Origin of the sequence: Legionella feeleii (assembly GCF_001467625.1) — a bacterium.
In the GTDB taxonomy this organism is placed as follows: domain Bacteria; phylum Pseudomonadota; class Gammaproteobacteria; order Legionellales; family Legionellaceae; genus Tatlockia; species Tatlockia feeleii.
Window position 1 is genome coordinate 1 of the sequence record NZ_LNYB01000026.1, and the last position, 14,284, is coordinate 14,284.

Below are 14,284 nucleotides of genomic sequence, written 5' to 3' on the forward strand. Positions count from 1 at the left end.
CCTTTTGTTGATTATGTTCTTGGCGAACAATCAACAGGATACGCCACCTAATTTATTTTTCACATACACCAGATTCGAGCATAACTCAATTGTGTTGAATTAAAGTTAGGATAGTCTCTTCAGATATTGGCATCAAACATTTTTCCAAAATTGCAATTATGATGCTCCATTCTTAATAACATATTATTTTAAACGACATGGGCACTAAATTACTTTAACGGTATTATCAACAAATAGATAAAAATAACACACTATTTACCTAATAATCTCTCAGCCATTTCCTCCACTGTTTTAATAGCTTCGTCCCAACTGGCTGGAGAGGGATGAAAAATTAAAGGGCCAATAAATCTTTCATATCTATCTTTATATTTATGATCGTTCAAAAGTATTTCCAGACCAAAGTTTAATTCCTCTTTGGGGCTCCTCTTAAATTCTATGTGTTGCGTTCCAAATTCTAAGATATCATTCTGAATAACTTTTTCTACGAGCTCAGTAATTTTATTTAAATTAGGATGGTGATTGATGATTAAATGAAGATCATAAACATGCCTTACTAGTGTTGCATCATCTTTTTGGGAAGGATTTCTTTCGAAAGCCGCAATTCTACGAAGTAGTGCAATAAATTTTTCGCTAGCAGTTAATTCTACTGAGGCGCAAAGAATACTTTTTATTTCAGGCTGTAATTTCATGGCCTCCGCATACATTGAGCTAACTGGTTTTTCAACTGCTTCATCAAAATTCCCAGACTCCGTGATTTCCAACTGCAATTCAGGGCGTAATGCATTTATTTCGGCAAATTCTTTTGGGTATTCGACTAAAAAATGCTGATATTTACCTTCATCTCTTTTTTTTATGCTTTTTATAAAAAATAAACTGGATGCATTCAACTTTTCGGAGATAGCTTCTTCTATCCCTTTGCGCAATTTCTTTTGCTTATTTCTTGATTCTTTTAAAATATCTAAGGAAGGAACTAACTTGATATCTATATCTTCTGACATGCGAAAGGTATTAAAATGAGCTTTCAAAAGGCTGGTACCACCTGCAAAAACTAAAGTATACCCACTTAAAGAAATTGTGCTTAATTCCTTTAATAACTGAACCGCATAATAATCTTTTTCGATTATCGTAGGGCTACTGATCCCCATAGAATCAGCAATATCTAAAAAATATGAGGTATCAATACTCACGTTTCTTTACTATTAATAGTCTATAGTTGCCTGTTCTTATATTACGACTAAATCTAGAAGGCACAACAAATTGGGCATTTACGGGTATTTGAGGGGAATTTTCTTGGTATTCAGAAAAAAGACGCCATTTAACACCAAGCCGTGTTAAAGCTTCTTTAGCTACTTGTACAAACCCACCTTTCGCTGCAAACATAGGTTTTCCAGTTAGCCTATTAGGGCGTGCTTTAGCGTAGAGACCATATCCTACTCGTATCAATTTTCCTTCTTTGGTAAGAATGAGTAATGCACGCCCTACCTGATCATATTTGCTATTATCAAAATCAGCTCGTAGAAATACCTGCTCTTTAGATAGAGCTATTTTATTTTCTATTTGTTCTTTCAGTGACTGACGTTTCATAATAGATAAAAGTAATGCACATGTTAAAAATTATAGCAAAAATACGACATTTAGAATACAAAAATACGACATTAACTACTTTTCCAATTAAACCCCATCCGAAATACACGTCTGAAACCAATGCCTAATATAAGTATTTAATTAATAGGGGATCACTTATTCAATGTCTCAAAAAACGACCGTTTTTTGAGACTCTAAATCATACAAAATATAACTATCAAAATTCCTTATAAATACTCATTTACTTCTCTTAAAAACCCATATCATAAACTAATTATCATAAATTCATTAAAAATGGTTATTTTTGAGAAAATCATGGGGAAAATGATTGGTTATGCCCGAGTAAGCACTGATGATCAAAATTTGGACTTACAAATAGACACTTTAGTTAAGGCTGGGTGTTCTAAAAAAGATATCTATAAAGATAAAGTCTCCGGTGCCAAAACAGAACGACCTGGATTGAATGAATGTATGGAGAACTTATCCTCTGGCGATGTTTTGGTTGTTTGGCGTTTAGATAGATTGGGTCGGTCAATGGTTCATTTAGTATCCCTCATCGAAACATTGAGAGAAAAAAACGTTGGCTTTAAATCATTATGTGATGGTGCAATTGACACAACCACCGCATCAGGTGAATTGGTTTTTAATATATTTTCTTCAATGGCTCAATTTGAACGACGATTAATCCAAGAACGTACCCATGCTGGTTTAGTTGCAGCCAGGGCTAGAGGAAGGATGGGAGGTCGGCCTAAAGTAGATCCATCCAAAATACAGGTGGCCAAACGAATGCATCAGGATAAGAGCTTATCTATTGAAGAAATTTGTAAGGTTTTAAAAATTTCCAAGCCTACACTCTATCGTTATTTGTCTTCATAATTAATTGGAAATCAAAAATGATCCCAATTTTTAAAACTGAGCGCTTAATTCTTCGTGAAATGACTGAGGCTGATTTGCCAAACTATGAAAAATATTTCATCGATTATGAGGTCATAAGATATTTAACTGCCTCTGTGCCATGGCCATACCCTGCTGAGGGGGTTCGAGATTATTTAAACCAAGAAATCATTCCTTATTTAGGTAAAGAAAGATGGCTATGGGGTATATTTCTACAAAAAGAACCTAATGAATTAATTGGTGCTGTTGAATTAAGACGTATAAGCTAATCCAGATAATCGAGGATTTTGGTTAGGAAAGAAATTTTGGGGGCTGGGTATTATGACAGAAGCTTTAGTTCCTATTACAAACTACGCATTTGATGTTCTAGGGTTTGAAAAAATGATTTTCACCAATGCCGTAGGTAATGACCCATCTCATCGAATTAAAGATAAAATGGGAGCTCGATTGTTATATACCGAACCCGCTAAATTTGTAGATTCTGGATTTAAAGAGCACGAAGTATGGGAGCTGTCGAAAGAAGCTTGGCAGCGTAGATTCATTAATCCTAGATGAAATGTTACTCCATAATAATCAGCCATTGTCATTTATGTTCTATGGCGTTCTGAATTTAAATCTTTAACTTTCATTGAAATTTCAAACCCACAAGCGTGAGCATAATTTTGTAACGTTTTCCAACTAGGATTCACTGCCCCCCTTTCTAATCTGGAAACATTACTCTTTTGTGTTCCCATTTTACTGGCAACTTCCTCCTGAGATAACCCTGATTTTTTACGCATCGTTAGTAACGTATCAATCAATGCAAATTCTTCATTAAGCTTTTCATATTCAGATTGCACTTCTGGATTTCTAAAAGCCCTGTCTTTTAATTTTTGGATACTCATTTTCTTTCAACCTCCGCCTTTCTTTTTCTAGCTAGATCAAGATCAGTCTTTGGCGTTTTTTGACTCTTCTTAATAAAAGCATGTAAAACAATAATGTGCCGACCTTTCATATAACAATATAAAGAACGAGCTATTCCTTCTTGAGCTTTTGCCCTTATTTCAAATAACCCATCTCCCATTGCTTCCGTGTGGGGAGAACCTAAATTTGCTCCGTGCTTTTCAATTAACTCAAGTAATTTAAGCATTCTAGCCTGAATCTTTGGAGGCATGCTGAGAATATCCTCTTCAACAGACTCACTATAAAAGTCGACCTTCCAATTCATGCTAATTTCTCTTTTTCGTTATCATATATGATAACAAAAATCCTAAAAAAAATCTATTTATAAAGTAATACCTGATTTTTAAATATAACGGTGCCTTACCTCAAATCTCTATATTCAAACCTTATTTATCTCAAATCCTATTTAGGTATTTATTAAAATAATCAGGATATTAAAGGTTAAATAAAATCTTATCTATCCCAAATTTTCGATTTTTGTCATTTTGAGATCCAATAAATTCAAGGCCTTCTCTATGGGTATTTTTGCCTTCTTAACTTATTTGGGATAGATAAGGTACGTTATCTACCTCAAATAATATAAGAACTGGAGAGTAACGTATTCATTCAATGTAGATTCAGGATAATTTATTGAGTAAGGCAAACCGGACGCTTTATTCTCTATTTTGTGAAATTCACATACTCAAGTTTCTCTATTGTATTTACTATCTGGCAAGTAATTAGATCTTGATTTTCACTATTAAATAGCTGCTTTGTTTTCTCCGCTTCACTTGCATTATCTGAATCTGTTGCAAAGATATCGCAAAAGGGTATGGCTGCGCATTGATTTATATCAAATAGATCATTTACCGACCATTTCTTATTTGTATCGTAATGTCTTATATGTTGCCTATACAACATGAAAGAAAAAGAAAGGAAATCTTGCTTATGGCTATTTTCAATTAGCTTAATATTATCAGCGTTTATGCAATTGGTAGGCAATAAATTTTCTATAAGTTTATTTATTCTTAATTTTTCAACATCGTTCAAATATTTATTTTTATTCACTCTACAATATGTTTTGTTGTCATCCACCCATTGATTTAAATTTTTTATTTCAAAGTCATTTAGTGACTCAAAAGCAGAACGATCTTCTAAACTCAGTTCAATAATTTTATCAATGGGATTCAATTTAAAAAACTGAAATAGATCTAAATCAATTTCTAATTCATTTGGATTAACTCCCAGAAATATACAATCAGAATAGTTATTGCTGAACCAATCCAAATTTGTTTTTCCACTTAGCAATATTGAGACATCACGTTTAAGAATTTGATCAAAACTTCTTAAGTATTTTATTTCGCAATTTTTTAAAAAAGATGCTGTCATTTGAATGGCTTTAGTATCTGTTCTTTGAGTTAATTCAATAAAATTACAAGAGGAGAATATTAAAGTCACCTCTTTAGTTTGCAATTTTTCTGACAAAATCAGATTAGGATTTTGAACCACTTTTTGTAAATGGCAATTATCTAAGTATATTATCATTCATCTGTACCTCTTTAAAATATCACCATATTGTGTATATTTTAAACAGAATAACAAATATAATCATTTGAAGGCAAATCAAAGAGTAAATGTTGGGGTTTAACTATTAGCGACCCTTGATGGAGAGTAGCGTAATTAGGGTATTCATTCTCCAAAGCCCAACAGCCCTATGATTTGACATCCAGTTGGCCGAATCTTTAGATAATCAGCCCGATGAACTTAAAATTGAAATGAGATTCTAATGATACAGCGATTGATAAAGAAACCTTGATCGCGAGGCTACGCTGACTGAGAGATTAATGGATGTAATTGCCATGTTTATGGCCTACTTGATACGGTAATTAAAGTTGAAGAAGAGAATATTATAAATTAGGCTAGCATAGCTTAATCAAGGCTTTGTATAGTCAAAAAAATAGCGGAAATGCGTGCCTATCAATTCCAATTAATCACCATACTTTTGCGCGTATTCCGGCATGAACTTTGTTCCGGTATAGAAAGGGTAACAAACAAAAAAAATAATAGTTTGATTATGTGTAATTTTTTAATATTTTTATATAAAAAGACTCTATACTAAAGCCAGGGATACAGTATCTCGCTTTACAAGTCTAAGAGTTTATGAGCGAAATGCAAACTTATAAAATAGTAGATATTGGAATTGGTTACTATGAATTCCAGATATCTTTATAAAAAGGAAGCATGTTAGCGAGATAATAAAATCAGTTTAAGCCAATGGGATTTTAATTGGCATATGGAAATATAAAAAAAATTTGGATGATTCATTAAATAAATCCTAAGGCTTGATTTATATAACCTATAGTAGGAGGCCATAATGGCTAATGATGATTCAATATTTGTTTTTGTAAAAGGTAATAAAGCAAAGTTTGCTTATGAAATAACAGACTCGCACTTTAATGAGTTACATCATTATATCAAGGCTAACCAATCGAATAATGGTAAGCCTACATCACCAATTGAATCAGATTTTTTGGCGATTGAAGATAGTTTATTCTACATTAAACAGAATCGAGGAAATGGGTTCATTCCTGCAAATCCTGTAGTTAAAGTTTTTACTAGTTATGAAAAGAATTATGAGATTTGCTCCACACTAAACAAGCCAGATAAATTTTCTCAAAAATTGAAATCAATTAATCAACTAAAAAACTCTCTTGCAAGATTTCAAGGGGATAGAGACCAGGTTAAATTTCACTGGCTTCCTAAAAAATTTAAAAATTGCATGGAAGACGTCGATAATTTTTTAAAAGACACTAAATAAACTATGGAGAAGACCAAGACCGGACAAGCGTAGTCTACACGCTAGGCTATGCTTGTCGCCTAGAAGGAGATTTGGCATGGTAGACATTTAAGAGGAGGTATATGAGAAAGTCAAATAAGGTAAATTATTTCGAGCACGTACTCCTTTCTCGATTCTCCTTTTATGAGTAGCGGTTAAGTATATATAATTAAAAGGTGGTGGTTTTATGATTAGTAGACATCAAATTTTTTGTATTAATAAAAGTCAGCGTGCGAATCCACACGAGCGAATTCTCTCCATTGGTGGCTTTAACTCCGATGGCAGTAGATGGAAATTATCACAACAGGAAGCAATTAAAGGTATAGAATCAGGTAAATGGGAGTTTTATGTATCCAATGGGGGAACAAGGGTAGATGTAATTATCGCAACGAGCATTTATGATAATAAATATATTAAAACTGTACCAGACGGTTTATATCCAGATAATCTTTTGAGCTTACCAGAGTGTCCTGATTAACTGTCATGTTCTTTTGAGGCACAATGAGAAAGGATCTAGGTCAGGCTTGAATCTTCTCTAGCCTGACCCGCTTGCCCTGGAGAAAAAATTGAAGACCATTTTAGATATCTATAACTCAAACAAACTGGTTCTTTTAATCTTTATTTGTAGTTTAATAGCTTATTTCTGCAAAAAAACATGTCCAACGATTGAAAACAGCAAATTTATTAATGAAATCCTTTTAGCACTAATTACTGGGGCTATATTTTATTTATTTACTAGTGGGTTCACTATAGCAAGGCAAAAAAAAGTTATTAAGAATTATGTTATAAAAAGATATTGCGATATTAAATTTGACCTCTTAAGTAACTGTCTACAATTACACGAAGATAAATCTCGGAAAAAAATAACCAAGGAAGATAGAGAGAGAATTAAAGAAAATATAAATAATTACAACATTATCCAAGAATATTTTACAGATGATGTTTTATGCAATATTAAGACCTACTATCCTGACAGTAATTTTTTAAAAGAAACAATGTTTTTACTAAATCAGTTAAAAGAATGTTTTATTGCTTTATCAGCGTATGAATTTATTCAAGTTAATTCAAGGCTTTACGAAAGATTATTACATTTTATTAGCTGGGTTCAAAATATTACTTTTTTAGCTAACATCGATGAAACAACCTCAACTGAACGCGGAACATTTGATACGGCCTTGGAATTGATTCTTGCAAACGTCTTAACTGGGTGGGATATGTGTTATGGTCAAAGAAAATCTGATGATTTATTTGAATTAATTCGAGACTGTTGATATCTCCCTTAAAACATTGATTTCCTTATTCGCTACGTAGTCAGAAATTATCCTAATTTCGTTAATTAATCTTAAATGAGTATATAACTGGATTAACTTAGATAAATTAACGTCATTAATTAACTAATAGAGAGCGATTCTATTTAGGTAATGTAGAAAATCAATAAGAGTTAACAAACCCCCCGTTTTATTAACCTGAAAATTTAAATCCCTCAGTCTCTTCCTTAATGATTCACGCCATAATCTAAAATCAAAGAGACTTCCGGTAATAGTACCAACGGTTTTTATAATGAGAGATCAATTCGATATTGACTCCCGCAGTGAGCCCCTGAAAACACTTACATTTTCCAGTTGCAACTCACTGCGGAATAAAATAAGATTGAAGCGCGTTTGTAGTTTTTAAATGCACTAAAAGCGCTGATAGGAGGGATTGCAGTCCCCCGCTACCAGCTAACCACAATCTACTTGCTAGGAGTAAATCATGGCTGACGTCATGTTATTTCATTTGTATTCCTTTTTTCAACGTTTCCTTCGTAAGAAACGGCCTTTTTTCCCCCTTTTTTCGACGTGACCCTTGGGTTTTGTTAGCTATTTGCGCAAGTAAATCGCTAAACGAACACTAATGTTTCCAATACTCACTGCACGGGTAGGAACAGTCACGTCTCTTGCCCGTGTTCTTTTTAATGTAGGTCGGGTATTGACCCGACGAGCTGTTGGGCGAGGCGCCCAACCTGCGTGGAGAAAAACATGGAACCTAAGAGGATTAACAAACAAGATTTTATTCATTACTATACAGCGAAACAAAACCAGTTTTTTAAAGCCTTTGCGAGAGATTACTTAAATTATTTGGGTAATCCCAATCCTACCAACAAGCAGCTTGCTGAAGTACAAACCTTGTTGTCACTGGCGTGGGTGCAGCGGCCGCTTTGTATCGATGGGCGTTTAACCAAACGTGAGCAGCAGTGTTTGTATTTATCGTCTCTGGGGAAAAGTATTAAAGAGATTGCCACCTTTTTTGCCTTGTCGGAACGGCAGGTGGTGTGGCATCGCAATAACATTTTTCAAAAACTGGCGTGTAAAAACATTGCGGAAGCGATAGCTAAAGGTATACGTTATGGGGAAATCGGATCGCCTGCTTAAGGCCGGTGGTAAACCAGTGGTTTGCCGCCTCGCGGAAAGGAGGCACGGGAGAATAAGAGGACGGCGTGAGGAAGCGCTGTAACCGGATTAAATGACCGCTTTTACAACAGATTATGAAAAGGACAATCATGACACAATTATTAATCATTGAAGACAATTTCATTTGCCAACAAATCTATCGTTCATTATTGAGCGACGACTATCAATTAACGTTGGCAGAAACAGCACAGCAAGCATTGGAAACACTGACCAACCAATTCTTTAATTGCATCCTTCTGGATTTGGGATTACCGGATCAGCGAGGGGAGGAAATCCTGCCATTGATTCGTGCGAATCCCTTGCATAAGGATACCACGATCATTGTCATTTCAGCCCATGTCGATGAATCCCTGGGGCAACAGTGTTTGGCTTTGGGAGCGAACCATATCTACATCAAGCCAATTTTGCCAACGATGCTGCGACAAGTCGTGGAAAATGCGATGGTTCATTAGAATTTGAAAATGGAAAACCCGGTTGCGCGCAACCGGGCTACAATAGATGTTAGATGTGATTGCGTAGCATTAACTCTTCAGGATAAGGCGACAAATAGCTCTGCATTTCCAGGTAGGGTTGTGGATGGTGGCTTAGATGGTGTTTTAATAACGTGATGGGCACAATTAACGGCAAAAGCCCGCGTTGATAATTGCTAATCGTGTTGAGTAATTCTTGTTTATCTTGTGCAATTAGGACCTTTTTGAAATACCCCAAACAGTGTTGCAGGACATTGGCATGCTTGGCGGGCGTTGCAATAAAACTTAAAATAGCCATTAAACCTTGCAGGTACTCAAGCATTAACGTCGAGCTATTCTCTTTATCCAGTGTACCGACCAGGCGCCCAAGTTCCCGGCTTTTATGAGGGTGATGAGCCATTAAGGCTAACTTATGGCGGGTGTGGAAGTTGACGAGTTCTTTCCCCGTAAAACCATGCTCCATGGTCACTTGCCAATCATGGTAGATAAAAAGCCTTTCGATAAAATTTTCCCGAATCTTCGCATCATTTAATCGCCCTTCTTCTTCAATGGGCAAACAGGGAAAGGCCTTTTTCAGTACACTGGCATATAACCCTTCGCCCAATAGCGGCGCTTGCTCTTTTCCCCGGTAAATTTTCACCCGCTTTAAACCGCAGGTTGGCGACTTGCTCTTTAAAATATAACCGCTAATTGGAGTGAGTGTCTTCATCGTCTCATTGGCAAAGTCCAGCATGGGTTGCGTGTAATCGCGCTGGTGATTTTTCACTTCGACCAGGCGCGGGGAACCAGAATCGCCAATTAAACGGATAGCCGGCCTGGGTATACCCATGCCGATAGCCACCTCAGGACAAATAGGTAGAAAATCAACATAATGGGACAGTAGATCACAGATATAATTATCACGCTTGTGTCCCCCATCAAAGCGAACTTTCTCACCAAGAAGACAAGAAGAAACCCCAAGCAGAATCCGCTTTTTCATATTCTTTCCTATTGCTTATCCCGTTTACAGTATTAACAACTGTGATAATCTGTAACGTTATAAAATAATGAAAAGGTTATCAATGTCTGTAGCAATTATTTGGTTTAGACAGGATTTACGTTGTCATGATAATCCCGCCTTTATCGCGGGTTGCAATAATCACCCTGTCGTCATCCCTCTTTATATTCTGGATGACCAAACCCTCCTCGGCAGCGCTCAAAAATGGTGGCTCCACCATAGTTTGCTGGCCCTGGAAGAAAGCCTGCAAAAACAGGGCTTACCATTATTGCTTCGTCGTGGCAAAGCAATGGACATACTTTCTCAGCTAAGCCAGGAATTTAAAGTCGATACGGTCTATTGGAACCGATGCTATGAACCTTCGGCAATCCAACGTGATAGCCTAATCAAGAAAACGCTCGGCGGGCAAGGCATTAACGTCCTAAGCTCTAATGGCAGCCTGCTCAATGAACCCTGGACCATTAAAAACAAAAGCGGAGGGTATTTCAAGGTATTTACGCCGTTCTGGCGGCATTGCCTTACAGAAATGAGTATTCCTGAGCCGATGGTTAAATATGGCCACCCCTCCGCGCCGCCTCTTTACAGCGAACCCTTGCAAGACTGGAATTTATTACCTGAAAAACCAAACTGGGCAGCAGCTTTTCATACCTATTGGCAACCGGGAGAGGATGGTGCGCAAAAACGCCTGGATCGTTTTATCAATAACGCCTTAAACGGTTACCACACATCACGTGATATTCCCGAGCTGGATAGCACTTCCAGGCTATCACCCCATCTTCATTTTGGTGAAATGAGCCCCTGGCATCTCTGGAGAACATTAAAACAAGCGCAATTTGCGAAGGATATCGATTCAGCGTCAATAGAACGTTTTTTAGCAGAACTGGGTTGGCGGGAATTTTCCTATCATTTGCTTTATCATTTTCCAGAACTTCCCCATAGCAATTTTAAATCCGAGTTTAACGCCTTTCCCTGGCGACAAGACGACAGTGGGCTACGTTGCTGGCAGCAAGGCATGACTGGATATCCCATTATTGATGCCGGAATGCGTGAACTATGGCAAACGGGCTATATGCATAATCGTGTCCGTATGATTGTTGCTTCCTTTCTGACGAAAGATTTAATGATTGACTGGCAACAGGGAGCCGCCTGGTTTTTCGATACCCTGTTGGACGCAGACCTGGCAAATAACTCTGCCAGTTGGCAATGGGTAGCGGGAAGCGGTGCTGATGCGGCGCCCTACTTCCGCATTTTTAATCCCATACTCCAAAGTAAAAAATTTGATCCCCAGGGAAACTATATCCGGCAATGGGTGCCAGAGCTTGCAAAAGTCCCAACCGAATGGATCCATCAACCCTGGTTAGCACCGCAACCCGTCTCGGGCTTAATTGGCAAGAATTACCCAAAACCAATCGTTGATCATGATCAAGCGAGAGAACAGGCACTCAGTCTTTATAAAATGCTCCCCAAAAAAGAAACGCAGGTGGGCAATGGATATAAGTAGGCGTGTATTTTTCAGCCAACATCGATTAAAATTTGCTACCCTCAACAGCCTGTAGATAACCGTTGATTATTACCGAACAACTGGAAGATGAGATCTGTACCCAGGGCTTCCATATTATTGATAATTTTCTTCCTCTCGAGGATTATCAAGCGCTGCGTGCAATTGCTGACGAGATGCACACGAAGGGTCAATTCAAAAGTGCGAAAATAGGCCGTCAATTGGGAGCTGGCCATCACAGCGCCATTCGTAACGACCAAATCTGCTGGTTAGACGAAGAGTCTGCCAATCAATCCATCAAGGCCTATTTCCATAAAATTAACCTGCTGGCAGACAGGCTGAACCAAACGTTATTTCTGGGCCTGGTCGATTTTGAAACCCATTTTGCTATTTACCAACCGGGGGCTTTCTATAAAAAACACGTTGATCAATTCGCGACAACCAAAGAGCGGCGAATTTCTTGTGTTTATTATCTTAATACTGACTGGCAAGAGTCCTTTGCGGGAGAATTAAAACTTTATGGGCTGGACGATCAACTCATCACGTCCGTTCTTCCTTGTGGGAACCGGTTTGTCTGTTTTAACAGTGAGCTCCCCCATGAGGTTTGCCCTACCAGACAAACCCGCTATAGCATAACCGGTTGGATGAAGACACGGTCCATGGCATTAGTCACTTAATGACTCCATGCCGGTACGGGACAAAATAGAAAATGCCGTCTTTGCAAGCGTTAGCGAAGCAATCCAGATCGCGCGTTAAACACAATCCGTAAGGAAATTACCCCCCTGATTATTCATAACCTACTTCTTGTGTATAATAGAGATTTGCTTGCCAAAGATTCTCATGTACGCCTTAGAAATTAACCAGCTGCGTAAAACGTATGCGAATGGTGTGGAAGCCTTAAAAGGCATTGATTTAAGAGTCAAGGCCGGTGATTTTTTTGCTTTGCTGGGTGCTAATGGTGCAGGAAAATCGACCACCATCGGTTTAATCACCACCTTACTGACAAAAACCTCCGGCAGTATCCATATCTATGGTCATGATCTGGATGAAAAACCCGAGTTGGCTAAATCCTGCCTGGGATTAGTCCCCCAGGAATTTAACCTGAATATTTTTGAAACCTGCGAGCAGATCTTAATCAGTCAAGCCGGCTACTATGGAATAACACGCGCAAAGGCGAAACCCCATGCCCAAACTTTATTGAAACAACTTGGACTATGGGATAAAAGAAACTCGATTGTGCGCCACTTATCCGGTGGAATGAAACGCCGGCTCATGATTGCCCGTGCCTTGATTCATCAGCCCAAGGTTTTAATTCTTGATGAGCCTACTGCAGGCGTGGATATAGAAATTCGTCGTAGTATGTGGGAATTTTTAACTCACACCAATAAACAGGGAACAACGATTATTCTCACGACTCATTATCTCGAAGAGGCCGAGCAACTTTGTAAACATATCGCCATTATTGACCAGGGCAGCATTGTTGAAAACACGTCGATGAATGCCCTCTTAAAAACGTTAAGGCATCAAACCTTTGTATTCAATACAGAAAACCCCATCGATGAGTTACCGGTGATAGAACCTTTCGTGACAACCCTGGTTGATAACTATACCTTTGAATTGCGTGTCGATAATAATTGGTCACTGAATGATGTTTTTTCGGTATTAACGCAAAACGGTCTTCGCATTCATAGTATGCGCAATAAAACCAACCGCTTGGAAGAGCTTTTTCTGGATCTTATTAACCATGGCCATTAAACAACAAACGATTGCTCTTTATACGCTGGTAAGGCGGGAACTGGTCAGGATGTTCCGTATCGCCTCGCAGGTATTTTTACCCCCGGTCATCACTACCGCGTTATATTTTATGATTTTCGGCAGTTTAATGGGTGAACGGATTGGTCCCATTCAAGGGGCCAGTTATCCTGAGTTTATTGCACCCGGTTTGATCATGATGTCCGTTATTACCAATGCATATAGTAACGTTTCTACCTCGCTCTTCAATGTGCGCTTTCAAAGGAGTATTGAAGAAATGTTAGTCAGCCCCATGCACAACGGTATTATTCTGCTGGGTTATATCCTGGGTGGCGTATTGCGGGGGCTAATTGTTGCGCTCCTGGTTTTTCTTGTTTCCTGTTTTTTTGTCGATCTGGATTTCCACAGTTTGCCGCTGACACTTTTTATTGTTCTTCTAGCCTCGGCCCTGTTTTCCCTGGCTGGATTTACCAATGCCATGATCGCCCGCAATTTCGATGATGTGATGCTCATCCCTACTTTCGTACTGACACCCTTGATTTATTTGGGTGGTGTTTTTTACGCGACCAGTATGCTTCCGCCTTTTTGGGAAAAGCTCTCTCACCTGAACCCGATCTTATACATCGTTAACGCCTTACGTTATGCAATGATTGGTCAGCAAGAAGTTAATATCTGGTTTGCAATCCTTATCATTTGTTTCATGGTAATCCTTCTAAGTGCACTCAATATGGTCTTGTTGAGGAAAGGGGTAGGGTTACGCGATTAGCCATGGCATGTTTTGGCAATGAATAAAGACGACTCTCTAAAAAGAGAACGCAGTCTCTATACCCTGCAGAAAGAAGTCTGGACTCACGAAAAACACCCTCCCCTTTACACTAATTT

Annotated in this window: 17 protein-coding genes and 1 pseudogene; 12 read left to right on the forward strand and 6 right to left on the reverse strand. The window is 38.0% G+C overall.

Annotation, left to right across the window (positions count from 1 at the left end; translation table 11 throughout):
* Positions 1 to 251: 251 nt before the first annotated feature.
* Positions 252 to 1,187, reverse strand: coding sequence for a nucleotidyl transferase AbiEii/AbiGii toxin family protein (locus Lfee_RS04305; RefSeq protein ID WP_058444229.1), 936 nt, complete (start codon positions 1,185 to 1,187; stop codon positions 252 to 254).
* Positions 1,177 to 1,584, reverse strand: coding sequence for a hypothetical protein (locus Lfee_RS04310; protein ID WP_058444231.1), 408 nt, complete (start codon positions 1,582 to 1,584; stop codon positions 1,177 to 1,179). The genes Lfee_RS04305 and Lfee_RS04310 overlap by 11 nt, the downstream gene beginning before the upstream one ends.
* A 315-nt stretch (positions 1,585 to 1,899) precedes the next feature.
* On the opposite strand from Lfee_RS04310, the gene Lfee_RS04315 reads away from it, so the two are divergent.
* The 3 genes and pseudogenes from Lfee_RS04315 to Lfee_RS17780 all read left to right on the forward strand — a co-directional run.
* Positions 1,900 to 2,460, forward strand: a complete 561-nt coding sequence (locus tag Lfee_RS04315) for a recombinase family protein (protein WP_058444233.1) — start codon at positions 1,900 to 1,902, stop codon at positions 2,458 to 2,460.
* A 17-nt stretch (positions 2,461 to 2,477) separates the two neighbouring features.
* Positions 2,478 to 2,747: a GNAT family N-acetyltransferase gene (locus Lfee_RS17775; RefSeq protein ID WP_058444242.1), complete on the forward strand. Its 270-nt coding sequence runs from the start codon at positions 2,478 to 2,480 to the stop codon at positions 2,745 to 2,747.
* A gap of 22 nt (positions 2,748 to 2,769) precedes the next feature.
* Positions 2,770 to 3,033: pseudogene (locus Lfee_RS17780) on the forward strand (GNAT family N-acetyltransferase); the annotation flags it as partial.
* A gap of 32 nt (positions 3,034 to 3,065) precedes the next feature.
* Here Lfee_RS17780 and Lfee_RS04330 read toward each other — a convergent pair.
* The 3 genes from Lfee_RS04330 to Lfee_RS04340 all read right to left on the reverse strand — a co-directional run bounded on the left by Lfee_RS04330 (position 3,066) and on the right by Lfee_RS04340 (position 4,944).
* Entirely contained in the window at positions 3,066 to 3,362 is a 297-nt protein-coding gene (locus tag Lfee_RS04330) for a helix-turn-helix domain-containing protein (protein WP_058444246.1), read from the reverse strand.
* Positions 3,359 to 3,685 carry a type II toxin-antitoxin system RelE/ParE family toxin gene (locus tag Lfee_RS04335; RefSeq protein ID WP_058444248.1) on the reverse strand — a complete coding sequence of 109 codons (327 nt, stop codon included), beginning with the start codon at positions 3,683 to 3,685 and terminating at the stop codon, positions 3,359 to 3,361. The genes Lfee_RS04330 and Lfee_RS04335 overlap by 4 nt, the downstream gene beginning before the upstream one ends.
* Positions 3,686 to 4,080: 395 nt before the next feature.
* Positions 4,081 to 4,944: a hypothetical protein gene (locus tag Lfee_RS04340; RefSeq protein ID WP_058444250.1), complete on the reverse strand. Its 864-nt coding sequence runs from the start codon at positions 4,942 to 4,944 to the stop codon at positions 4,081 to 4,083.
* Between the two features lie 829 nt (positions 4,945 to 5,773).
* On the opposite strand from Lfee_RS04340, the gene Lfee_RS04345 reads away from it, so the two are divergent.
* The 5 genes from Lfee_RS04345 (at position 5,774) to Lfee_RS04365 (ending at position 9,137) form a co-directional block, all read left to right on the forward strand.
* A complete protein-coding gene (locus Lfee_RS04345) occupies positions 5,774 to 6,217 on the forward strand; it encodes a hypothetical protein (RefSeq protein WP_058444252.1) in 444 nt (147 codons plus the stop codon).
* Between the two features lie 205 nt (positions 6,218 to 6,422).
* On the forward strand, positions 6,423 to 6,713 hold the full coding sequence (locus tag Lfee_RS04350; protein WP_058444254.1) for a DUF3892 domain-containing protein: 291 nt from the start codon (positions 6,423 to 6,425) through the stop codon (positions 6,711 to 6,713).
* 88 nt (positions 6,714 to 6,801) lie between these two features.
* Positions 6,802 to 7,506, forward strand: coding sequence for a hypothetical protein (locus Lfee_RS04355; protein WP_058444256.1), 705 nt, complete (start codon positions 6,802 to 6,804; stop codon positions 7,504 to 7,506).
* A gap of 747 nt (positions 7,507 to 8,253) precedes the next feature.
* Entirely contained in the window at positions 8,254 to 8,646 is a 393-nt protein-coding gene (locus tag Lfee_RS04360) for a helix-turn-helix domain-containing protein (RefSeq protein WP_058444258.1), read from the forward strand.
* Between the two features lie 128 nt (positions 8,647 to 8,774).
* Positions 8,775 to 9,137, forward strand: a complete 363-nt coding sequence (locus Lfee_RS04365; RefSeq protein WP_058444260.1) for a response regulator — start codon at positions 8,775 to 8,777, stop codon at positions 9,135 to 9,137.
* 49 nt (positions 9,138 to 9,186) lie between these two features.
* On the opposite strand, the gene Lfee_RS04370 is transcribed toward Lfee_RS04365, so the two are convergent.
* Positions 9,187 to 10,134 (reverse strand): YbgA family protein, encoded by a 948-nt coding sequence (locus Lfee_RS04370; RefSeq protein ID WP_058444261.1) that lies wholly within the window; start codon positions 10,132 to 10,134, stop codon positions 9,187 to 9,189.
* 82 nt (positions 10,135 to 10,216) lie between these two features.
* Here Lfee_RS04370 and Lfee_RS04375 point away from each other — a divergent pair, with 82 nt between their 5' ends.
* The 4 genes from Lfee_RS04375 (at position 10,217) to Lfee_RS04390 (ending at position 14,168) form a co-directional block, all read left to right on the forward strand.
* Positions 10,217 to 11,653, forward strand: coding sequence for a cryptochrome/photolyase family protein (locus Lfee_RS04375; protein ID WP_058444263.1), 1,437 nt, complete (start codon positions 10,217 to 10,219; stop codon positions 11,651 to 11,653).
* A 62-nt stretch (positions 11,654 to 11,715) separates the two neighbouring features.
* Positions 11,716 to 12,327, forward strand: coding sequence for a 2OG-Fe(II) oxygenase (locus Lfee_RS04380; protein WP_058444265.1), 612 nt, complete (start codon positions 11,716 to 11,718; stop codon positions 12,325 to 12,327).
* Positions 12,328 to 12,490: 163 nt separating this feature from the next.
* Positions 12,491 to 13,405 (forward strand): ABC transporter ATP-binding protein, encoded by a 915-nt coding sequence (locus Lfee_RS04385; protein ID WP_058444267.1) that lies wholly within the window; start codon positions 12,491 to 12,493, stop codon positions 13,403 to 13,405.
* Entirely contained in the window at positions 13,395 to 14,168 is a 774-nt protein-coding gene (locus tag Lfee_RS04390) for an ABC transporter permease (protein WP_058444269.1), read from the forward strand. Before Lfee_RS04385 ends, Lfee_RS04390 begins: the two co-directional genes overlap by 11 nt.
* Positions 14,169 to 14,284: the final 116 nt, after the last annotated feature.